General features: G+C 58.8%; 18 protein-coding genes and 2 tRNA genes. 9 read left to right on the top strand and 11 right to left on the bottom strand.

Translation table 11 applies throughout. The features are described 5' to 3' along the window. Window positions 1–3: 3 nt before the first annotated feature. Both JT51_RS17580 and JT51_RS17575 read left to right on the top strand, forming a co-directional pair. A complete protein-coding gene (locus JT51_RS17580) occupies window positions 4–1,473 on the top strand; it encodes a carboxypeptidase M32 (protein WP_037315826.1) in 1,470 nt (489 codons plus the stop codon). Between the two features lie 139 nt (window positions 1,474–1,612). Beyond that, a complete protein-coding gene (locus JT51_RS17575; RefSeq protein ID WP_037315824.1) occupies window positions 1,613–2,455 on the top strand; it encodes an isocitrate lyase/PEP mutase family protein in 843 nt (280 codons plus the stop codon). Window positions 2,456–2,531: 76 nt separating this feature from the next. Here the strand turns inward: JT51_RS17575 and gyrA are convergent, their stop codons facing one another. Beyond that, a complete protein-coding gene (gene gyrA, locus JT51_RS17570; RefSeq protein WP_200876115.1) occupies window positions 2,532–5,231 on the bottom strand; it encodes a DNA gyrase subunit A in 2,700 nt (899 codons plus the stop codon). Between the two features lie 222 nt (window positions 5,232–5,453). On the opposite strand from gyrA, the gene JT51_RS17565 reads away from it, so the two are divergent. Together JT51_RS17565 and JT51_RS17560 are read left to right on the top strand one after the other, a co-directional pair. Next, on the top strand, window positions 5,454–5,723 hold the full coding sequence (locus tag JT51_RS17565) for an usg protein (protein ID WP_037315818.1): 270 nt from the start codon (window positions 5,454–5,456) through the stop codon (window positions 5,721–5,723). Window positions 5,724–5,827: 104 nt separating this feature from the next. Further along, on the top strand, window positions 5,828–6,526 hold the full coding sequence (locus JT51_RS17560; RefSeq protein WP_037315815.1) for a hypothetical protein: 699 nt from the start codon (window positions 5,828–5,830) through the stop codon (window positions 6,524–6,526). 3 nt (window positions 6,527–6,529) lie between these two features. Here JT51_RS17560 and JT51_RS17555 read toward each other — a convergent pair whose 3' ends face one another. Next, window positions 6,530–7,483, bottom strand: coding sequence for a radical SAM protein (locus tag JT51_RS17555; protein WP_037315813.1), 954 nt, complete (start codon window positions 7,481–7,483; stop codon window positions 6,530–6,532). 162 nt (window positions 7,484–7,645) lie between these two features. Between JT51_RS17555 and zwf the strand changes: the two genes are divergently transcribed. From zwf to JT51_RS17535, 4 genes are all read left to right on the top strand, one after another. Next, the gene (gene zwf, locus JT51_RS17550) at window positions 7,646–9,100 is read left to right on the top strand and encodes a glucose-6-phosphate dehydrogenase (protein ID WP_037315811.1); all 1,455 of its coding nucleotides are present in this window, start codon (window positions 7,646–7,648) and stop codon (window positions 9,098–9,100) included. Further along, window positions 9,097–9,768, top strand: coding sequence for a 6-phosphogluconolactonase (gene pgl, locus JT51_RS17545; RefSeq protein WP_037315808.1), 672 nt, complete (start codon window positions 9,097–9,099; stop codon window positions 9,766–9,768). Before zwf ends, pgl begins: the two co-directional genes overlap by 4 nt. Window positions 9,769–9,773: 5 nt before the next feature. Beyond that, window positions 9,774–11,384: a glucose-6-phosphate isomerase gene (gene pgi / locus JT51_RS17540; RefSeq protein ID WP_200876104.1), complete on the top strand. Its 1,611-nt coding sequence runs from the start codon at window positions 9,774–9,776 to the stop codon at window positions 11,382–11,384. A gap of 134 nt (window positions 11,385–11,518) precedes the next feature. Continuing rightward, complete coding sequence (locus tag JT51_RS17535) at window positions 11,519–13,138, top strand: long-chain-fatty-acid--CoA ligase (protein WP_037315806.1); 1,620 nt, start codon at window positions 11,519–11,521, stop codon at window positions 13,136–13,138. 69 nt (window positions 13,139–13,207) lie between these two features. Here the strand turns inward: JT51_RS17535 and JT51_RS17530 are convergent. The 3 genes from JT51_RS17530 to JT51_RS17520 form a co-directional block, all read right to left on the bottom strand. After that, window positions 13,208–13,282: transfer RNA gene (locus tag JT51_RS17530), tRNA-Asn, on the bottom strand. Between the two features lie 128 nt (window positions 13,283–13,410). Then, window positions 13,411–13,485 (bottom strand) — tRNA-Asn (locus tag JT51_RS17525). Between the two features lie 77 nt (window positions 13,486–13,562). Continuing rightward, window positions 13,563–14,477 carry an MBL fold metallo-hydrolase gene (locus JT51_RS17520; protein WP_037315803.1) on the bottom strand — a complete coding sequence of 305 codons (915 nt, stop codon included), beginning with the start codon at window positions 14,475–14,477 and terminating at the stop codon, window positions 13,563–13,565. Window positions 14,478–14,521: 44 nt separating this feature from the next. Here JT51_RS17520 and JT51_RS17515 point away from each other — a divergent pair, with 44 nt between their 5' ends. Beyond that, entirely contained in the window at window positions 14,522–15,841 is a 1,320-nt protein-coding gene (locus JT51_RS17515; protein WP_037315799.1) for an ATP-binding protein, read from the top strand. Here JT51_RS17515 and JT51_RS17510 read toward each other — a convergent pair. The 6 genes from JT51_RS17510 to JT51_RS17485 all read right to left on the bottom strand — a co-directional run bounded on the left by JT51_RS17510 (window position 15,838) and on the right by JT51_RS17485 (window position 22,100). Then, window positions 15,838–16,761, bottom strand: a complete 924-nt coding sequence (locus tag JT51_RS17510) for a hypothetical protein (protein WP_037315796.1) — start codon at window positions 16,759–16,761, stop codon at window positions 15,838–15,840. The genes JT51_RS17515 and JT51_RS17510 overlap by 4 nt on opposite strands. 7 nt (window positions 16,762–16,768) lie before the next feature. Beyond that, window positions 16,769–18,082, bottom strand: a complete 1,314-nt coding sequence (locus JT51_RS17505) for a TRAP transporter large permease (protein WP_037315793.1) — start codon at window positions 18,080–18,082, stop codon at window positions 16,769–16,771. A 4-nt stretch (window positions 18,083–18,086) separates the two neighbouring features. Continuing rightward, complete coding sequence (locus JT51_RS17500) at window positions 18,087–18,620, bottom strand: TRAP transporter small permease (protein ID WP_037315790.1); 534 nt, start codon at window positions 18,618–18,620, stop codon at window positions 18,087–18,089. Window positions 18,621–18,691: 71 nt separating this feature from the next. After that, window positions 18,692–19,669, bottom strand: coding sequence for a TRAP transporter substrate-binding protein (locus tag JT51_RS17495; RefSeq protein WP_037316332.1), 978 nt, complete (start codon window positions 19,667–19,669; stop codon window positions 18,692–18,694). A gap of 50 nt (window positions 19,670–19,719) precedes the next feature. After that, a complete protein-coding gene (locus JT51_RS17490; RefSeq protein WP_037315787.1) occupies window positions 19,720–20,970 on the bottom strand; it encodes an NAD(P)/FAD-dependent oxidoreductase in 1,251 nt (416 codons plus the stop codon). Further along, a complete protein-coding gene (locus JT51_RS17485; RefSeq protein WP_037315784.1) occupies window positions 20,967–22,100 on the bottom strand; it encodes an enolase C-terminal domain-like protein in 1,134 nt (377 codons plus the stop codon). Before JT51_RS17485 ends, JT51_RS17490 begins: the two co-directional genes overlap by 4 nt. Window positions 22,101–22,158 lie beyond the last annotated feature (58 nt).

Genomic DNA, 22,158 nt, shown 5'->3' with positions numbered 1-22,158 from the left:
CCGATGACAGCTTTTGATGACCTGATGGCCTTTCAGCGCGAGACCTCGGCCCTTGGGCAGATTGCCGGGCGATTGGGCTGGGATCAGGAGACGGTGATGCCCCGTGGCGCGGCCCCTCAGCGGGCCGAAGAAATGGCCGCGATCGAGGCGGTTCTGCACGCCCGCCGCTCGGACCCGCGTGTGGCCGAATGGCTGGAAAAAGCCGAACCGCAGGATGATGCAGGTCAGGCCCAGCTGCGCGAAATCCGTCGGTCGTACGAGCGCACGGTCAAAGTGCCGGCCGATCTGGCCAAAGCCATCGCGCGGGTCACTTCGGCGGCCCAGGGGACGTGGGCACAGGCCCGCGCCAACGAAGATGTGGCAGCTTTTCTGCCCGTTTTGCAAGAAGTCGTGTCCCTGAAACGCGAGGAAGGCGAGGCGCTTGCGCAGGGCGGAAACATCTATGACGCCATGGTCGAAGATTATGAGCCCCACACCACCGGCACCCAGATCGCCGGGATTTTCGATCAGATGCGCCCGCGTCTGGTTGCCCTGCGCGCGGCCCTTTTGGACAGGCCTGCACCGGCACCGCTGACCGGCACGTTTGACGAACTGCGCCAGATGCAATTGTCGCAGAAGCTGGCCGAGGCTTTTGGCTATGACCTGAACACTGGACGCGTGGACAAGGCGGTGCATCCGTTCAGCTCGGGCAGTGGGCTGGACGTGCGGATCACCACCCGCACCAGCGAGGTGGACCCGTTCAACTGTTTTTATTCGACCATCCACGAGGTCGGCCACGCCGCCTATGAACAAGGCATCGACCCGGCCTATGCGTTGACGCCGTTGGGGCAGGGTGTGTCGATGGGCGTGCATGAAAGCCAAAGCCGGATTTACGAGAACCAGCTGGGCCGCTCGCGCGCCTTTACAGGGTGGCTATTCGAACAGATGGTGGATGCCTTCGGTGATTTCGGTATCGCGGATGCCGACGCGTTCTATGCGACCGTCAACCGTGTCCACAACGGCTATATCCGGACTGAGGCGGACGAGGTGCAATACAACCTGCACATCATGCTGCGGTTCGATCTTGAACGCGCCTTGATGGCGGGTGATCTGCAGGTCACCGACCTGGAGGCCGCTTGGAACGATCGTTTCGCAGCTGATTTCGGGTATGCGGTCGACAAGCCATCGAACGGGTGCTTGCAGGATGTGCATTGGTCGGTCGGGCTGTTTGGCTATTTCCCAACTTACGCATTGGGCAATGTCTACGCGGGATGTCTGTATCAGGCATTGCAGAGCGCGGTGCCGGGGTTGGATGCGCAATTGGCCGAAGGCGATACCTCGGGCGCGACGGGCTGGTTGCGAGAGAATGCGCAACGTCATGGCGGGCTGTACGCCCCGCGTGAGATCATCCAACGCGCCAGCGGTATCGAGCCGGGACCAGAGCCGCTGTTGCAGTATCTCGAAACCAAATTCGGGGCCTTGTACCAATTATAGGTTTTCGTCAGCCATTTCTCTGAACGATGCCGGGGTGGTTGGGATACCCTTTGCAGGAACCCAACCAGCGGTCTGATATTTTGTTCATTTTTGTTCCATCTGACGTAGGCTTGTCGCAGATCAATGAGCGGACAAGTCGATGTTGGATCAGAAACAGAAATTTGAAGTTCTCAAAAACCTTCACGCCGGGCCGGGCGCATTCGTAATGCCCAACGCCTGGGATGCGGGCTCTGCCCGGTTGCTTGCCAGTCTGGGCTTTGATGCACTTGCCACCACCAGCGCGGGATATGCTTTCTCTAAAGGAAAGCGAGATTCATTCGCGGCGTTAAGTCGGGACGAACTTCTTCAAAACGCCGCTGAAATTGTCGAATCTACCGACCTACCAGTTTCCGCTGATTTGGAAGACGGCTTTGGGGGCGAGCCTGAGACCTGCGCGCAGACAATTCTGAAAGGGTGTGCAATTGGCGTTGTGGGCGGCAGTATCGAAGATGCAACAGGCAACCCAGACGATCCAATTTATGACATGTCCAAGGCGGTCGACCGTATCCAGGCCGCCGCCGATGCTGCGCGTGATTTACCGTTCGTCCTTACGGCGCGCGCAGAAAACTTTCTTTGGGGCCGCGAGGATTTGCGCGACACAATCAAGCGTCTGCAAGCGTTTTCAGAGGCGGGGGCTGATGTGCTGTTCGCACCGGGTTTGCCCGACATCGACGCGATAAGGACAGTCTGCAGCGAGGTCGACAAGCCGGTGAATGTGGTGATGGGCCTTAGCGGGAATACACACAGTGTTTCCGAGCTTTCCGAGGCCGGTGTTCGCCGTATCAGTGTTGGCGGTTCATTTGCCCGGGCTGCGTTTGGTGCTTTGATGCGGGCCGCTGAAGAAGTGCGGTTGCTTGGCACATTTGATTACGCGGCCAATGCGATTCCCGATGCAAAGATTGCCCAGTTGATGAAGCAGGATGTAAGCAAAAACAGGGCGTGAATGGCGCTTTTTTGGTTAAGTGCTTCAGCAAGTTTCAAGGGCTTCGCGGACGTGCTGCGAAGCCCTTGAAGATAAGTTATTCTTCTTCGCCGTCTTCCTCGCCCTGATCGGCGATCCAGGCGACGCTGACGACCACTTCGCCCTTGCCGGTGTTGAACACCTTGACGCCACCTGCACTGCGCGAGCGGAACGAGATACCCTCGACCGGCACCCGGATCGACTGGCCCTTGGACGTGGCCAGCATGATCTGGTCGTCAATCTCAACCGGGAAAGACGCCACCAGCTCTCCTCCGCGCATGGCCTTGTCCATGGCGGCAACGCCCATGCCACCGCGACCGCGAACCGGGTAATCGTGGCTGGAACTCAGCTTGCCCGCCCCCCCTGACGTGATCGTCAGGATCAGGTTTTCAGCCGCCGACATTTCCGCATAACGCTCTTGCGGCAGAACGCTGTCGGCGTTGCCTTCGTCCTCGTCGCTTTCGGCATCGTCAGTGACACCGGCCATCAGGCGGCGCATCTTGAGGTATGCGGCCCGCTCGTCCGAAGTGGCCTCGAAATGCCGGATCACGGACATGGACACGACACGGTCGCCATTGGTCAGCCTGATGCCACGCACACCTGTCGATTTCCGCCCCTTGAAGACACGCACGGCAGTGGTCTGGAAACGGATCGCACGGCCCGAATTGGTGACCAGCATTACGTCGTCATCCTCAGAGCAAATGCGCGCATTGACCAGTTCGACACCCTCGGGCAGGTCCATCGCGATCTTGCCGTTGCGTTTGACGTTGGTGAAATCGCTCAGCGCATTGCGGCGGACGTCACCGGCACTGGTGGCAAAGATGATTTGCAGGTTTTCCCATTCCTCATCCGGCACATCAACCGGCATGATTGCCGCGATAGAGACGCCAGTTGGAATTGGCAGAATATTGACGATTGCCTTGCCTTTGCCGGTACGGCCCGATTGCGGCAAGCGCCAGGTCTTGAGCTTGTAGACCATACCGTCAGTGGTGAAGAACAGCAGCTGCGTATGGGTGTTTGCCACAAAGAGGTTGGTGACAACATCCTCTTCCTTGGTCTGCATTCCCGACAGGCCCTTGCCGCCGCGTTTTTGCGCACGGAAATCGGCCAGCGGGGTGCGTTTGATATACCCGCCCGAGGTGACGGTCACGACCATGTCTTCCCGCTCGATCAGGTCTTCGTCGTCCATATCGCCAGACCAGTCGACGATTTCTGTGCGGCGCGGCACAGCGAATTGTTCGCGTACCTCGCGCAGCTCATCCCCGATGATCGACATGATACGCTCGCGCGAGGACAGAATCTCAAGGTATTCCTTGATCTTGCCTGCCAGTTCTTCCAACTCGTCGGTGACTTCTTTCACGCCGATCTGGGTCAGGCGCTGCAGGCGCAACTCAAGAATGGCACGGGCCTGAGTTTCGGACAGGTTGTAGGTGCCGTCCTCGTTTGCCGTATGGGTCGGATCGTCGATCAGCGCGATGTATTCCAGAATCGGCTGAGCGGGCCAACGCCGTGTCATCAGTTTTTCACGCGCCTCAGCCGCATCGGCAGATTGCCGGATGGTCGCAACGATTTCGTCGATATTGGTAACTGCAACGGCCAAACCGCACAGAATGTGGCTGCGTTCGCGGGCTTTGCGAAGCAGATGCGCAGTGCGACGGGCAACGACATCTTCGCGGAAGTCGATGAACGAGGTCAGGAATCTGCGCAGGGTCAATTGTTCGGGTCGACCACCGTTCAGCGCCAGCATGTTGCAGCCAAAATAGGTCTGCAACGGCGAGAAACGGAACAATTGGTTCAGTACCACTTCGGGTGTCGCGTCGCGTTTCAGTTCCACAACAACGCGCACACCGTTGCGGTCGGATTCGTCCTGAACGTGAGCAACGCCTTCGATGCGTTTTTCGCGGACGGCTTCGGCGATCTTTTCGATCATCGCGGCCTTGTTTACCTGATAGGGGATTTCATCCACAACAATGGCATAGCGATCCTTGCGGATCTCTTCGATCCGGGTCTTGGAGCGAATGATGACGCTGCCGCGACCTTCCAGATAGGCTTTGCGCGCGCCGGACCGGCCCAGCATTACACCACCGGTCGGGAAATCGGGGCCGGGGACGTATTCGATCAGTTGCTCGGACGTCAGGTCCGGATCGTCGATCAATGCCAGCGTGGCATCGACCACTTCGCCAAGGTTGTGCGGCGGGATATTGGTCGCCATACCCACGGCGATACCACCGGCACCGTTGACCAGCATGTTCGGGAAACGGGCGGGCAGGACCGTAGGTTCCTTGTCCTTACCGTCATAGTTGTCCTGAAAATCGACCGTGTCTTTTTCGATATCGGCCAGCAGGGACGCGGCAGGCTTGTCCATGCGCACTTCGGTATAGCGCATGGCCGCCGGATTATCGCCGTCCATCGAGCCAAAGTTGCCCTGACCATCCAGCAGCGGCAGCGACATCGAGAAGTCCTGCGCCATCCGCACCAGCGCGTCATAGATCGCGCTGTCACCGTGCGGGTGGTATTTACCCATCACATCACCGACAGGGCGGGCCGATTTGCGGTACGATTTTTCGTGCGTATTCCCGGTTTCATGCATGGCATAAAGAATACGCCGATGCACCGGTTTCAGCCCGTCGCGCAGATCCGGGATCGCGCGGCTGACGATAACCGACATCGCATAATCGAGGTACGACGTGCGCATCTCAGATTCGATGGACACCGTCGGGCCGTCGTAAACGGGGCGCTCGGGCGGGGTTTCATCCATGTTTTCAGGAATTTCTGGCGTATCGCTCACGTAAGTGCCCGTTCTTTGTGCAGGGTCTATATCTTGTGGATTCATCTTATCAGACCCAGCACATAAGGTGCAAGCAAGCTGATGGTTTCCGGCAAAGATCCACAGTAACACGAGGGTAACATATTGTTATATAAGGGATCAGAGATTTCCGTGTTACTCTGAAGAGACCTTACAAGAAAATTGGAGGTCAGAATGGAGCAAAGCGAAACCGAACTAATGCTCAAGGGGTATGGGCTGACGACGGCGGAATTTTTCTACCGCATGCCCGACTACATCCATGTATTGAATACGTTCATCTGGCAAGAATACGATCTGGCGCCGGATCACCCGAAGTTGTTTGATTTTATCGAGTTCTGGCAGCGTGAGATTGACGGGCCGTTGCATTCGGTCCGGTACACGCATCGGAAAATGATCGCGCCCGGCGAATGGCGCAACATGATCGGAGAGTTCAGGGTGAACTGAACACTTGCACGTGTTCTTCGGGCTTTTGGCGCTCAGGTGCGTTTCAATCCCGGGCGGATTGAGTATGGTGCCGGCCAAATCATTGGTCACATACGGAATCTATTATGCCCAGAGCCCTGTTTCTTGCCGCCACAACTGTATTGCTGAGCGGCCCCGTTGCTGCCGACGGTGTTTTGGAGACTATCAAAAAAGGTGCCGAAGGCACGGTGGACGCCATTGGCCACGGCGCTGAAAGCGTGGGGAGCACCATCGAAAAAGGCGCAACGGCAGTGGGTGATACCATTGATTCAACCACCGATCTGGTAACAAACGAGGCCACCCCAGAAGAAACCCGCGCCAAGCTGGACGTCATGGCGAATGATGTGCTGGCGCAGTTGATGGCCGAAAATCCCGAGGCACAGGCGCTGTTTGATGTCAGCGCGGGTTATGCGGTGTTTGATTCCCGCAAGATTTCCGTGTTTCCAGTTTCTGCTGGCTATGGGCGCGGTGTCGCGGTTTCCAAGGAAACGGGGCAGCACACTTATATGAACATGGGAACCGGCGGGGTCGGGGCCGCGATCGGCATCGGCGGGTTTGAGACCAAGTTTGTGATCCTGTTCGAACACCCCGCAGACCTTGAGAAGTTCGTCACCCAGGGCTACGACGCCACCGCAGAATCCGGTGCCGTGTTTGGGGATGACCACAATGGCGAAACCCTGCGGTTCGTTGATGGGCGGTCCTTCTTTGTGCTCAGCAAAAAAGGCTGGCGGGTCTCGGCCGAGGCTTCGGGGACGAAATACTGGAAATCGCCCGAGCTGAACTAAGGATCAGCCCGAACAGCTTGCCCCGCCCAAAACGCAGAACTTGGCGCAGTGGGGGTGGTTAAGGTGCACGTCCGCCTCGGCCTCGGCCAGGGTGGACCCCATTTCAAATTCAGGCTCATAAGGCAGCAGGGTGCAGGCCAGAACGGCAGGTCGGTCAGCACCCTTGCGTTTGACCACCATTCGGGCGCTTGCACACATGACCGCGCCCGGTGATTTGTTCAGAATGCCCCAGCAGGCGGTGGTGATTTCCGGGACTTCGACGGTTTCGTCCATCTCGGGGAACAGAACCGTCTGCCCCGGATTCTGCGCATCAATGTCAAAGCCGTGCTGATCGAAAAACGCGGCGTATCCCGCGCGGCTTTCGGCGTCGCTGTCGCCCCATACGGTGCGCCCGGCGATGGCCATGTTGAATTGATTGTCACGCAGCCATTCCATTCCGGTCACAGTCTTGTCGAAGCTGCCTTTTCCGCGTTCTTCATCGTGTAGGTCAGGGCGATAATGATCGACCGAAATCCGCAGGGTCAGCTTATCGCCAAAGTCGCGTTGCAACTCCAGCAACCCTTCGCGCGTCTTGCGGCGCATCATGGGCAGCATCGCATTGGTGAGGATCAGCACTTCATACCCACGCTCAAGCGCGGCGCGGGTCATGTCGATCATCTCGGGGTTCATGAAGGGTTCGCCCCCGGTGAACCCGATTTCACGTATCGGCCAATTGCGGGCCTCGATCTGATCCAGGTAATCCCGAACCTCATCCGCAGTGATATAAACCAGCGCATCATTGCTGGGGCTGCTGGCGATATAACAGTTCACGCATTCGATATTGCACAGGGTTCCGGTGTTGAACCACAGGGTGTCGGGGTTGCTCAGCGCCACGCTTGCCCGGGTTTGCCCGTCAGCTGTCACCAATTTGTTCTGAAACTTGCCTATATTGGCGGTCTGAGGGGCGTTGTCTTTCATGCCGGTATCCGGTTCTTTGAAGTTATCTAACCGATTTAGCCTTTCACCAAGGCATAGTTAAGTGCGACATGTCTGATCTGACAGAGTTTTGATGAGGGGAAATTCGCTTGATTGATGGCGCTAACATTGGACATGTCCTGCGGGGCAAGGTAAGGAAATCGCATGGTTTCTCGCGTCATACCTGTTGAACCCTTCGATCTGGTTGTTTTCGGCGGTACGGGCGATCTTGCGCAGCGCAAGATCCTGCCCGCACTGTTTCGCCGGTTTTGCGCCGGGCAATGGCCCGATGACGTGCAGATCATTGGTGCGGCGCGTGCCGGATTTGATCGGGATGGATTTCGCGACGTTGTCGCCGAATCGATGCGCCGCCATGCGCCGAAGCACTGTCAGGACGCCGGGAAAATGGCCGCCTTTTTGCAGCGGGTCGACTATGTTCCGCTTGATGCCTCTACGGGTGAGGGGTGGGATCAACTTGCCGAAAAACTGAGTGTTGATCGCGTGCGCGCTTTCTATTTCTCGGTCGGTCCGCGCCTGTTCGGGCCATTGGCGGATCGGATCAAGGCGCACGCTTTGGCCACGGCCCGCACCCGTATCGTTGTTGAAAAGCCATTTGGTCACGATCTGGAAAGCGCACGCGCGTTGAACGCCACACTGGCCGAGCATTTTACGGAAGGGCAGATTTATCGGATCGACCATTATCTGGGCAAGGAAACGGTTCAGAACCTGATGGCAGTCCGGTTCGGCAATATGCTGTTCGAACCGCTGTGGAACAGCCAATATGTCGATCACATCCAGATCACCGTCGCCGAATCCGTCGGTATTGACGGGCGCGAAGAGTATTACGACCGCGCCGGGGCGATGCGTGACATGATGCAGAACCATCTGATGCAATTGCTGTGCCTGATCGCGATGGAGCCGCCGGCGAAATTCGACCCGGACGCGGTGCGGGACGAAAAGCTCAAGGTGATCCGCGCGCTTGATCCGGTAAAACCGCACCATATCGTTCGCGGTCAGTTCGAAGGTGGGACCAACGGGCCAGGGTATCGCGCCACCGTTGGCAATCCGCGCTCGACGACCGAAAGCTATGTGGCCCTGCGGGCCCATGTCAGCAACTGGCGATGGGCAGGCACGCCGTTTTACCTGCGAACGGGCAAGCGGCTGGTGGCGCGGTCTTCGGTAATCAACGTGATGTTCAAGGACGCGCCCCATTCGATCTTTGGCGAAGAGGTCGGTCGGCACGCCAACGTGCTGTCTATTCGCCTGCAACCGAACGAAGGTATTACGCTGAAGGTCACGATCAAGGAACCGGGACCGGGTGGAATGCGTCTGGTCGACGTGCCGCTGGACATGAGCTTTGCCGAGGCGCTGGGGCCGGGAAATCAGGACCCGCCGGACGCTTATGAGCGGCTGGTGATGGATGTGATCCGGGGCAACCAGACCTTGTTCATGCGCGGTGATGAGGTCGAGGCCGCCTGGGCCTGGACCGATCCGATCATTGCGGGTTGGCAGGCACGGGGCGACGTGCCCAAACCATATGACAGTGGCAGCACCGGCCCGGGCGACGCCGAGCTGCTGATGAAACGGGACGGTCGCCATTGGCAGGGAATAAACCCATGAACATTCAGGAATACGCCGACAGGGACATGCTGGCCATCGACGTTGCAAACGAAATTGCTGGCGATCTGGAATCCGCTTTGCTGCATCATGACATGGTCTCGCTGGCCGTGCCGGGCGGTACCACGCCGGGGCCGATCTTTGACGGGCTGTGTGCTGCGGATCTGGAATGGGATCGGGTGCGTGTATTGCCAACCGACGAACGCTGTGTTCCGGGCGATCATGATCGTTCAAACGAACGTCTGATCCGTGAACGCTTGCTGACAAGCCGGGCGTCGGTGGCGCAATATATCCCGCTTTATGCACCGGGTAAGGACCCCGACGAGGTGCTGCCGGAAATCGAAAGTCTGATCAACCCGGTCCTGCCGCTGTCGGTCCTGGTGCTTGGGATGGGTGAGGATATGCACACCGCCTCATTGTTTCCGGGGATGCAGGGGCTGGCGGCTGCGTTGGACACCCGCGCGCCGACATTGGCGGTCGCGCGGCCCGAGGTTCAGCCCGAGGCGCGCATTACCCTTACCGCGCCGGTCTTGGACGGGGCGCTGTCGAAACATCTGATCGTGTATGGCGCAGCGAAACGGGACGCGCTGAACCGCGCAATGTCCCTGCCACCCGAAGAGGCACCAATCGCCGCCGTTCTAAGTGGCATGACAGTACATTGGGCGGAATGACGATTATGCGGTTTGAAACCCTCAAATCCTTGGCGTCGGACAGCCAAAACCAAAGCATTCTGGAGCTGTTCGAAAGCACCCCCGACCGGGCGCAGAGTTTTTCAGCCTCGACGGGGGATCTGCTGCTTGATTACTCGAAAACCCAAATCGACCAGCGGGTTCGCAATGCCCTGATCCAACTGTGTGACGAAGTCGGATTGGACGAGCGCCGCGCCGCGATGTTTGACGGTGCCAAGATCAACGAAACCGAAAATCGCGCCGTTTTGCACACCGCGCTGCGAAATCTGGATGGCGGCCGGGTTGAGGTCGACGGGCTGGACGTCATGCCCGATGTTCTGGACACGCTGCAACGGATGCGGGTTTTTGCCGAAGAATTGCGCGGCGGCGCGATCACCGGGGCAGGGGGCAGCTTTACCGATGTGGTGAACATCGGCATCGGCGGGTCTGATCTTGGCCCCGTTATGGCAACACACGCGTTGGCACCCTATCATGACGGGCCAAGGCTGCATTTCGTCTCGAATGTGGATGGCGCGCATATCGCGGACGTTCTGCGCCCGCTTGATCCGACGCGGACGCTGGTGATCGTTGCATCCAAGACCTTTACAACAATTGAAACCATGACCAATGCCCGGACCGCGCGGGCCTGGATGACAGAAGGCGGTGGTGATCCGTCCAGGCAGTTTGCCGCAGTATCCAGCGCGCTGGACAAGACGCTGGCGTTCGGCATCCCCGAGGATCGCGTTTTTGGCTTCGCCAATTGGGTCGGCGGGCGATATTCGGTTTGGGGACCGGTGGGTTTGCCGGTCATGATCGCGGTCGGATCAAATGCCTTTGACGCGTTTCTGCGCGGCGGGCAGGCGATGGACGTGCATTTCCGGGCCGCCGAATGGTCTGAGAATATGCCAGTTATGTTGGCGCTGGTTGGCATTTGGCATCGGCAGGTTCTTGGTCGGTCCAGCCGCACGGTGCTGCCGTATGATCAGCGGTTGTTGCGGTTGCCTGCATATTTGCAGCAACTGGAAATGGAATCGAACGGCAAATCTGTTGCGATGGATGGCAGCTCTCTGCCGTATCCATCCGGCCCTGTCGTTTGGGGCGAACCCGGCACCAATGGTCAGCACGCCTTTTACCAACTGATCCACCAGGGCACAGATGTGATCCCCTGTGAATTCCTGGTCGCGGCTGAGGGGCACGAGCCCGAACTGGCCCATCACCACCGCCTGTTGCTGGCCAACTGTCTAGCCCAGTCCGAGGCATTGATGCGGGGACGTTCCCTTAGCGAAGCGCGGCAGCGCATGGCTGATCAGGGTTTGCAGAGGGACGAATTGGAACGCCAGGCACGCCACCGTGTGTTCCCAGGCAATAGGCCGTCCACGACCCTGATCTATCCCAAACTCACACCGTTTGTTCTGGGGCAGATCATCGCCCTTTATGAACATCGGGTGTTTGTCGAAGGTGTCTTGCTGGGGATCAATTCGTTTGACCAATGGGGTGTTGAACTGGGCAAGGAACTGGCAACCTCGCTTGGTCCGATTGTGGATGGTGAGGTTAGCGCCGATACCAAGGATGGCTCGACCGCGGCGCTGGTCGCCTATGTGATGCGCCACCGAATCTAAGCCCGCAATAAATTCTGACTTACCGAAGGGGCAAGGCGCATTCTCTTATTGTCAGACAATTAAATGATTGGCAGGGTTCGACCTGAGGAATGGTGCCGCCAACCCCGGGCGGTGCTGCCAAAAGGAGGATGTCCATGCTGGGACAGATGATGACGCAGCCGCTGCTGATCTCGTCGCTGATAGAACACGCCGATCGCTATCATGGCCAGACCGAGATCATCTCGGTCGAAACCGATGGGTTCGTGACAGAAACCAACTGGTCGCAGATCGCAGGCAATGCGCGAAAGCTGGCGTCTGCCCTGACCAAACTTGGGTTAGAGCCGCAGGACCGGATCGGCACGTTGGCCTGGAACAACAGGCGGCATCTTGAAATTTACTTTGCCACCTCGGGGGCAGGCTTTGTATGCCACACAATCAATCCACGCCTGTTTCCTGAACAGCTGACATATATCATCAACCATGCGCAGGATCGGGTTCTGTTTTTTGACGCAACCTTTATTCCGCTTGTCGCGGCGCTGCAGGAACATCTGACAGAAGTTCGGCATTTTGTGCTGATGGGGCCCCGAAATGACGATGCTGTTTCGCAAATACCGGGTGTGCAGTTCTTTGATGACCTGATTGAAACCGGGGACGCCGGGTTCCAGTGGCCCAGCTTCGATGAGAATACCGCCTCAAGCCTGTGTTACACATCGGGCACGACGGGCAATCCCAAGGGCGTGTTGTATTCCCATCGCTCAACCGTTCTGCACAGTTTCGCATCCAACAGCCGGGACGTCATCGGGTTTTCGGCCATGGACGTCGTGATGCCGGTGGTTCCGATGTTCCATGTAAACGCGTGGGGATCGCCCTATGCTTGCCCTATGTCGGGGTCACGCATGATTTTGCCGGGGCCGGATCTGCATGGCGAGGCGTTGGTCAAGCTGATCGACACTTATGGGGTCACCCTGGCCATGGGGGTGCCGACGATCTGGCAGGGTTTGCTGAACTACGCCGCGTCGTCGGGTAGCAAACTTGCCAGCCTGCAACGTACGGTGATTGGCGGCGCGGCGTGCCCGCCTTCGATGATTGAAACCTTTCGCGAATCCTATGGCGTCGATACCGTCCACGCCTGGGGGATGAGCGAGATGAGCCCGTTGGGAACAGCAAATCATCCCCTGGCCAAACATCGGGCGCTGCCGCTTGAAGATCAGCATAAGTTACGGGAAAGTCAGGGACGCCCCTGCTATGGGGTAGAGTTGAAAATCGTCGACGACGATGGCAACGACTTGCCGCACGACGGTGAAACCCAGGGTGATCTTATGGTGCGGGGGCATTGGGTATTGGACCGCTATTTCCTGATGCAGGAACAGGATATTTTGCAGGACGGCTGGTTCGCCACCGGGGATGTGGCCACTCTGGACCCGGATGGGTACATGACCATCCGTGACCGATCCAAGGATATTATCAAGTCCGGAGGTGAGTGGATCAGCTCGGTCGAGTTGGAGAACATTGCTGTCGCGCATCCCAAACTGGCCTCGGCGGCCGTGGTTGGCGTGCCGCATCCAAAATGGGACGAACGCCCGCTTTTGGTCGCAGTCAAGGCCGAGGGTGAGAACCCAAGCGAAGGTGAGTTGCTGGCGTTCTTTGAAGGTAAGATCGCCAAGTGGCAAATTCCGGACAAGGTCGTATTCATTGATGCCTTGCCGCTGAACGCCACGGGCAAAGTCCTCAAGCGGAACTTGCGGGCTGATTTTAATGAAATACTAAGCGGATAGGTGGGCTTCACATCCATTTCGGGCGGAAAGAGGCTCACGTTTTCGCGGGCCCGAAGGAAAAGTTGGAAATGGCTCCGGCGGTAGGGATCGAACCTACGACCAATTGATTAACAGTCAACTGCTCTACCGCTGAGCTACGCCGGAACGGTTCGCGCCGTATAGCAACCTGAATCTGCGGCGTCCAGAGGAAGAAAAGATTTTTCGACGAAAAATCTCGTGCCGCGTGCGATAAGCAAATCAGCTTTCTGTAAGGTGGTGATTTTAGGGAAAATTGGCTCCGGCGGTAGGGATCGAACCTACGACCAATTGATTAACAGTCAACTGCTCTACCGCTGAGCTACGCCGGAACTGAGGGGCGTATAACAACCCGTATTTTTGCCGTCCAGAGGGGAAAGCAACGTTTTCGCAAAAAAGTTCCTGCGTTTTAGGAGAGCCGGAAAAATTGCGCGTTCACCGACAGTTCCCGGTCGCAGCCGACTTGTGATTTTCCTGTCAGATCAACCAGATGCGCGAATACGTTTCTTTCGGCTGCGGGCAGTAAGGCGGAGGGCGTGTCCGTGTAGATGCGTTCGGCAAGAGTTCGAGCCGTGCCGGGTTTTTCGCTAAGGGCGGCCAGAATCTGCGCTTCGCGTGTCAGGCGGTGGTTGATCAGCCAATCCAGTCGCCCGGCAGGATCGGTAATCGGCGCGCCATGGCCCGCGTGAAACACTGACCAACCACGCGCGCGCAGCCTGTGGCAGGCGTTCATGAAATCGGTCAGGTCGCCGTCTGGCGGCGACACAAGCGAGCTTGCCCAGCCCATAACGTGATCTGCGGTAAAACATGTGTCATCCCATGCCAAAGCGATGTGGTTTCCCAGATGACCGGGCGTGTGAATCACCTCAAGCTGCCAGTCGTCACCGGGTATCATTTCTCCATCCGCGACCTCGATATCGGGACGAAACGCCGTATCGATGCCTTCGCCGCCCCCCGCAAGGCCCCGTTGCGCCAGCGTGGTCATTACGGCACTGCGCCCTGCGATCGGGCCGCCAAAGGCCAGCACCGGTGCGCCGGTTTGTTTCGACAGCGGCGCAGCCAGAGGCGAGTGATCCAGATGGCTGTGCGTCACGATGATATGGCTTATGCGCTGGCCGGGCTGTACCGCCGACAGAATCGCGCTTAAATGATCGTCCAGCAATGGGCCGGGATCTATTACCGCAAGGTCGCGTTCACCCAGCAGATAGGTATTGGTTCCGCGATAGGTCATAGGCGACGGATTCGGGGCCAGAATACGACGAAGGCCGGGTTGCAGTTCAACGGCTTTGCCGGGCGTTGGGTTGAAATTGTCGGGGGCCTGCATTCTGTGCTCTTTCTCTTGTCGTAACAGCCCGTTAGGTTTAGCGCATGTCCACGCAATGGCTCAAACCCTATATGCCGCGCAGCCTGTATGCCCGGGCGGCTTTGATTCTGGTTCTGCCAGTGATCGCCCTGCTTTTGGTTGTGGGGGTCGCATTCCTTCAAAAGCACCTTGAGGACGTCACGGCGCAAATGACCCAAGCGGCATCGCGCGAAGTGGCCCTGGTGGTTGAGGTTATGGAAGGGGCCGAAACCCAGCAACAGGCGTTGGCGGCCGTGCGGCCCGACTTGGTAGCACTGGAGATGAAGGTCCGGTTTCTGGGAATAAACGAAGAACCGATGGTCGGTTCACGCAGGTGGTATGATTTTATCGCGCCACAGGTCGAGGCGAACCTGCGCGCGCGTTTGCCTGAATTGGTCGCTGTTGCCCTGCCCAGCGGGCACGAGGCGCGGCTTTACCTCGAGACGGATCTGGGCACGTTGCAACTGACCTTTGATCGGCGGCGTCTGTCCGCGACAGCGCCGCATCAGTTGATCGTGACCATGGTGTTCTTTGCGGTCATCATGACCACGATTTCCTTTCTGTACATGCGCAATCAGCTGCGTCCGATTACGCGTTTGGCGGATGCTGCCCAGGCATTTGGCCGGGGCAGGGCCGTTCCGTATTCGCCTGGCGGCGCCATCGAGGTTCGCGCAGCCGGCAGCGCGTTTCTGGACATGCGCGCCCGGATCGAACGGCAGATGGAGCAGCGCACGCTGATGCTGTCAGGCGTCAGTCATGACCTGAGAACCCCGTTGACGCGTCTGAAACTGGGCTTGTCGATGCTGCCCGAGGACGACGCCGCGCCGATGCTGCAGGACGTTGATGAAATGCAGTTGCTGCTGGACGCGTTTCTTGATTTTTCGCGCGGCACGGCCGAGGGCCCTCCGGAACCGGTCGAGCCCGAAGTGCTGCTGCGCCAAATCGTCAGGGACGCGCGCCGGGCCGGACATGCGGCGGATGTGATCCGGGTCGAGGGTGAGGGGACGGCGATGTTGCGACCCACGGCCATTCGTCGCGCCGTGGAAAACCTGATCGGCAATGCCGTCAGATATGGCAATCGCGCGGACGTCAGCCTGTCGGTGACGCCCAAGTCGCTGCGCATCCGTGTGGAAGACGACGGGCCGGGTATTCCGCCCGAGCAACGAACCGAAGCTGTAAAGCCCTTCTCTCGTCTTGATCCGGCCCGCAATCAGAATCAGGGCAGCGGCGTGGGCTTGGGCCTTGCGATAGTTGCCGATATCGCGCGTGCGCATGGTGGCGTCCTGCGTCTGGGTAAAAGCGAGCGTCTGGGCGGCCTCTGCGCCGATATCATCATCGGTCGCTAAAGGGCCGCGCGGTACATGCGCCGCATCATCAGCGGGGTCAGGTACATGGGGATCTGATAAGCCCCGATGAACACCATGATCGGCGCGGTCAGCTCTGGCGCTAGGGCCACGAAAAACAGCGCGATATTGCGGTTTGCCACGATCAAAGACACTGCCGTCGCCATGGCGGCGGGCAGGCGAAACCGGGTCAGCCTGAAACAGATGATCTGCGTGCCGAAATTGACCGCACAGGCGAAGGCAATCCAGAAAAACGCGCGGTTCGGGGTTTGCAGGATGGCCTCGCTGACCGATGGCATCAACCCGATTACGAACACTGCGAGGGTGATGTTGGCCAGGCCGTCCAGATTGCGTTCAGAACCGGGCGACGGGGTCCGCAGCAGGGATTTGCGGATGAGGATTGCGGCAAGGGTCGACAACAGAATTGTCGCCAGCAACTTTGCCGCCGCCCAAAGAACCGCGCCCAATCCGCCCAGTTGTGGGGCCAGCCAGAATACCGGGGCCATTGTCAGCGGCAAAAGCGCAGTGCCGACCACCAAAAGGCGCAGCGCGAATTCTGATGGCTGACCCATCATCCGGCACAGGTTCGGGCTTCCGGCGATTGAGGGCGCGGCGGTCATCACCAGCAAGGCAAACAGGGCAGGGCTGTCAGACCATCCGCCCGCAGTTCCGACCCCCAGAACCACCAGCGGCAGGGCAAACTGCAATCCAAGAACCACCGCCACAACGTGGCGCAGTTCTTTTAGCGAGCCAAGTATTCCCGCAGGGTCCATCCGCAGGACGGTGACGAACAGCAACAAAACCACCATCGGGGGCAGCAAGGGCCGCATCGGTTGCGCCAACCCTGGCAGTAGCAACCCTGCCAAAAGGCCCGCCAGCAGAACATATGGCCCGTGGCGGGCGGCGAGGTGCAGCGGGTTCAAGGCCGGGCTACCCTGACGGGCTTTGCCGCAGGTTTTCCGGCAACCATGTGGCCAATTCCGGGAACCAGATCAGCACGAACACCATCACCACCATGATCAGGAACATCGGAATCGCGGCACGGGCGATATAGCCCATCTCGTGGTTGGTCATGCCTTGCATGACAAACAGGTTGAACCCAATGGGGGGCGTGATCTGCGCCATCTCAACCACGACGACAATGAAGATGCCGAACCAGATCAGGTCGATCCCGGCGTCGCGGATCATCGGCTCGACCACGGCCATGGTCAGCACGACCGAAGAGATACCGTCCAGAAAACACCCCAGAATGATGTAAAAGACCAGCAGCACCATCAGCAGTTCGAACCGCGTCAGATCCCATCCGGCGATCAGATCGGCCAGACCACGCGGCAGCCCGGTAAAGCCCATCGACAAGGACAGAAACGCCGCCCCCGCCAGAATCAGCGCAATCATGGCGCTGGTGCGGGTCGCGCCCATCAGGCTTGCCGTAAAGGTTTTCCACGTCAGTGATCCCTGACCGGCGGCCAGCAGAAGCCCTCCGATCACGCCAAAGGCGGCGGCCTCGGTCGCGGTGGCATAGCCCAGATACATCGACCCGATCACAACCGTAATCAGCAAGATCACCGGCAGCAAAAAGCGTGAGTTCCTGACCTTTTCGGAAAAACTCAGCTTGCCCTCTTGGTTCGGATTCCAGTCTTTGCCAAGCTTGGAATAGATCGCCACATACCCCATGAACATCGCGGCCAGAAACAGCCCCGGCAGGATGCCCGCAAAAAACAGCTTGGTGATCGATTCATTGATGGTGACGCCATAGACGATCAGCGTCAGCGAAGGCGGGATCATCAGGCCCAGCGTCGCAGCACCTGTCAGTGTGCCGATGATCATCCGCTCGGGATAGTTGCGCTTGCGCAGTTCGGGGATCGACATCTTGCCGACCGTGGTCAGGGTTGCGGCGGATGATCCGGACACGGCGGCAAAGACCGTGCAGCCGACGATATTGGTGTGTACCAGCCCGCCGGGCAGGGGCGCCATCCACGGGGAAAGCCCCTTGAACATGTCCTCGGACAATCGCGTTCGATACAGAATTTCACCCATCCAGATAAACATCGGCAGCGCCGTCAGCGTCCATGAGGACGAAGCCGACCAGATCGTGGTGATCATGACGTCGCCGACGGGGCGGGTGGTGAACAGCTCCATCCCCACCCAGGCGACGCCCATCAGGGCAAGGCCGACCCAGACGCCGGAGCCCAGCAGGGTGAACAGAACAAAGAGAAAGAGGATGATGATTGATGCGTTTTCCATGCTCTTACTCTCCGTGGCTTTGGTCAGCCAGATCGCGGGTGATGCGGTGATCGCCCCGGAACAGAACGTGGATCAGATGATCGGTCAGGGCGATGGCCAGAATGATCGCGCCGATCAGCATGGCGGACTGCGGAATCCACAAGGGGGTTTTGTCCTGCCCCTGACTGATGTCGTTGAACTTCCAGCTCCAAAAAACAAAGCGATAGGCGTACCAGCAGAAGTACCACATCACTGCGGTTCCGATGCCAAAACACCAGATTTCCAGCACGCGCCGGAACTTGTCGGGCACCGTGTTGAGCAGGATGGAAACACGGATATGGCTGCCACGGTTCAGCGCGTTGGCAAAAGCCAGGAACGAGGCGGCGGCCATCGCGTATCCGGCATAATCGGGCGCGCCGGGAAAGACCTCGCCGGTCCAGCGGGCCAGCATCTGCACCACGATCAGAACCAGAATGGCAATGAGGCTGAGCGCCGCCAGCACACCTGCCGCAAGATAAATGAAATCCAGTACGGACCGAAGCCCTCGCAAAACCGCCATACTGTCCCCGCTGTGTTTTTGATTGAATTGTAAACGGGCGGCAATTCTGACTGCCGCCCGTGCCCAAAAGGTTATTGGGCCGCGTTGAAACCATCGACGATGGCTTTGCCTTCGTCTCCGGCGGCTTCCAGCCACTCGTTGGTCATGGTGACGCCGATCTCTTTCAGCTCGTTCGTCATCTGCTCAGACGCCGGGCCAACGGTCATGCCGCCATCGCGCAACCCCTGCAAGGTGAACCCGGTGTATTCCTTGGCCCGCCAGTTGCCCGCATATTCAGCCAGTTCAGCGCAGGCACTGATGACGTTCTTGTTGGCGTCCGAGGTGCCTGCCCAGATATCCGAGTTGACCAACACATAGTTGCGCGGCAGCCAGGCGTCGACTTCGTAGAAATAATCCAGGCTTTCCCATACCTTGCGGTCATACCCCGTTGATCCGGACGAGACCATGGAATCGGCAACGCCGGTGGCAAAAGCCTGGCTGATTTCGGCGGCTTCGATGGTAACCGGCAGCATACCTGTCAGTTCGGCCAGACGTGATGTGGCGTTGTTGTACGAGCGGAACTTGATGCCCTTCATCTCAGCGACCGAGTTCACCTCATTCTTGAAATACAGCCCCTGCGGCGGCCAAGGCACGGCGTACAGCAGGGTCAGGTTCTGTTCGGCCAGCAGTTTTTCGATGGATGGTTTTGCGGCCTCCCACAGTTTTGCGCTGTCGTCAAAGGACGTGGCCAGAAACGGGATCGAATCGAACCCGAACAGTGCGTTTTCATTCTGATGGCCGGACAGCAGACGCTCGCCAATCGGGGCCTGACCGGTCTGGATGGCGCGCTTGATGTCGGCACCTTTGAACAGCGAGCCGGACGGGTGGGTGACAATTTCGATCTCGCCGCCTGTGCCGGTGGTCACGCATTTGGCGAACTCGGCACCGGTGGCCGAATGAAAGTTCGACGCCGAATAGGCCATCGGCATGTCCCATTTTTCGGCCGTTGCCGGAAGGGTCGCAGCGGCGGTCAGCGCGGTTGCCGCCAGAAGGCGTGTCAGCTTTTTCATCGTATTCTCCCAGTTGTTGATTGCTGTGCCGGTGTTTTTCACCGGCTTGGTTATGTTGTATATCGCGAAGGGGCGTAGACCCCTATATCCGTGTTCGGGGTTCTGCCCGCGATCATCTGCGCCAAAAGGCGCCCTGTTTTTGGCCCGCCTGTCAGGCCGATGTGATGGTGGCCAAATCCCATGTAGGCCCCGTTGATCCCCGGCACCTCTCCGATCACGGGGATCGAATCTGCGGGCGCGGGCCGGTGTCCCATCCACTCCACTTCGTCTTTCCACGTCACGCCCGGAAAGGCCGCCCGGGCGTTTTTGCGCATCAACTCGAATGGCCCCCGCGAGGGCGGCGCGTCCAGCCCGCCGAACTCGACAATCCCGGCCAGACGTATGCGGCCATCCATCGGGGTGGCGACGAATTTACCCGAAGCTACCATAACCGGGCTTTTGGGCATCGCAGAAGGTTCCACCAATTCAAGATGATATCCACGTTCGCTTTCCAGAGGAACAGAAACACCCAATTTCTGTGCCAAAGGGCCGGACCAGACGCCTGCCGTCACAATCGCGGTGTCGCAGGCGATGGTTTCACCGCCTGCGCGTATGCCGGTCACCTTGCCGTTTTCGCGCACCACGTCATCAACTGCGGCACGGATGAACTGGCCACCGCTGGCCTGGACATGCGCGGCCAGGTCTTTGACATACCGCCCCGGATCGGTGATGTGACCGTGGTCGCCCAGCTTTGCGGCAAAGCCGATATCCTTGCTGAAAACCGGGTCATAATCGTGAAAAGCCTGCCCTTCGAGCTCCTCCCACGTGAACCCCTGTTTACGGCGGATATCCCAGCCCAGCGCGTCGCCTTCAAAGTGCTTTCGGCTCTCATATAGGAACAGGTAATCCGACGGTATGATCCATTTCTCGGCACCGGTGCCAGCAGCCAGCGCCCGATGATCGTTCAGGCTGTCGCCCACGATCGGGGTCAGGGCGGCGGCGATGCGTTCAACGTCGCTTGCGTTGGCATGTTTCATGTAACGCAGCAGCCAGGGCAGCAGCTTGGGAAGGTAGCCCCATTTCAGGAACAGCGGCTGGGTCGGGTTGAACAGCATCCCGGGCGCTTTTTTCAGCAACCCTGGAACGGTGACGGGAATAATCGAACAGGACGCCAGAACCCCTCCATTCCCGTGCGAGGCCCCTTCGCCGGGTCCGGCTTTGTCAATCAGGATCACGTTGTGCCCATCGCGTTGCAGCCAGATCGCGGTTGAAACCCCCACGATACCAGCACCGATGATGGCGATGGTTTTCCGCTCACTCATGCCGCCACCGCCTTGACTACGGCATAGTGGTTCAGCCTGTCGCGATCCGGGCGACCGCCCAAACCGGGTGTGTCCGGTACGATCACCTGCCCGTTCTGTACGGGAAAGGGGTCTTCGAGAATGTCCTGTTTCAGAAAGTAGGAAGCCTGATAAAATTCGCACCCCAGGGTGATTTCAGGGGTCGCGGCGATCATGTGGGTTCCGGCCAGATGGGCCAGCCCGGCCTCGAACATATCACCTCCATAAGCGCTAAGCCCATGGGCGGCAGCGATACGCGCCATGGTTTGAGCACGGCTAAGCCCGCCGGATTTCATGATCTTGACCGAGACACCGTCACAAATGCCTTCGCGCGCGGCGCGCACCATGTCTTCGGGGCCAAACACGCTTTCATCGGCCAGCAGGGGGATGTCGATCTGATTTCGCAGCCTGGCCATCATCGCGAAGTGATGTGCCCGTACGGGTTGTTCGATAAAATCCGGTTCGAACTGCGCAACATCCCGGACCTGTGCCGGGGCGTCCTCAATCGACAGGCCCTGATTGTAATCAACACGTACCGAGAACTTGGGGTAGTGGTGCGCCAGATGTTCCAGCCGCATGATGTCAAACGCGTGGTCCTTGAACCCGGTTTTCAGTTTGACGATCTGAACGCCGTCGTCCTTTAGCCGTTCCAGCAGCGCGATGTCCTGCTGAAAGTCGGGGTTGGCGATGGAACAGCTCAGCGGGATCGTGTCGCGGCACTTACCGCCCATCAGCGCCCAGACCGGCAGGCCGCTGATGCGCCCGGTCAGGTCAAGCAGCGCACTTTCAAGCGCGGCCTTTGCTTCGGTGCAATGGGCAACCGCATTGGCCGTCTTTGCCATGATCGCCGCGCGATCCGCCACCCGCGCGCCCAAAACCAGCGGGCGGATATAGCGGTTCAGCGCCGCAAACGTCGCTTCGGGCGTGCCGGTGAAAACCGACCAGGGAGAGGCCTCGCCAAACCCTTGTGATCCGTCTTCCGCAGTCAGGCGCAGGATCACCACCTCACAGCTGCCTTCGACCGATCCAATCCCGTGGTCGCGCCGGGACGTGACGGGCAGCTCAAGGTGCCAAAGGTCGAACCTGGTAATGGTCTGGCTTAAATCGCTCATTGGTCCTCCGGTTGTTGGGATGAACCGTGCCGCGACGGGTATATCATTTCAAATACTA

It is taken from the genome of Ruegeria halocynthiae (assembly GCF_000743705.1).
Classification (GTDB): domain Bacteria; phylum Pseudomonadota; class Alphaproteobacteria; order Rhodobacterales; family Rhodobacteraceae; genus Ruegeria; species Ruegeria halocynthiae_B.
This window is presented reverse-complemented; position numbering and strand designations above follow the sequence as displayed.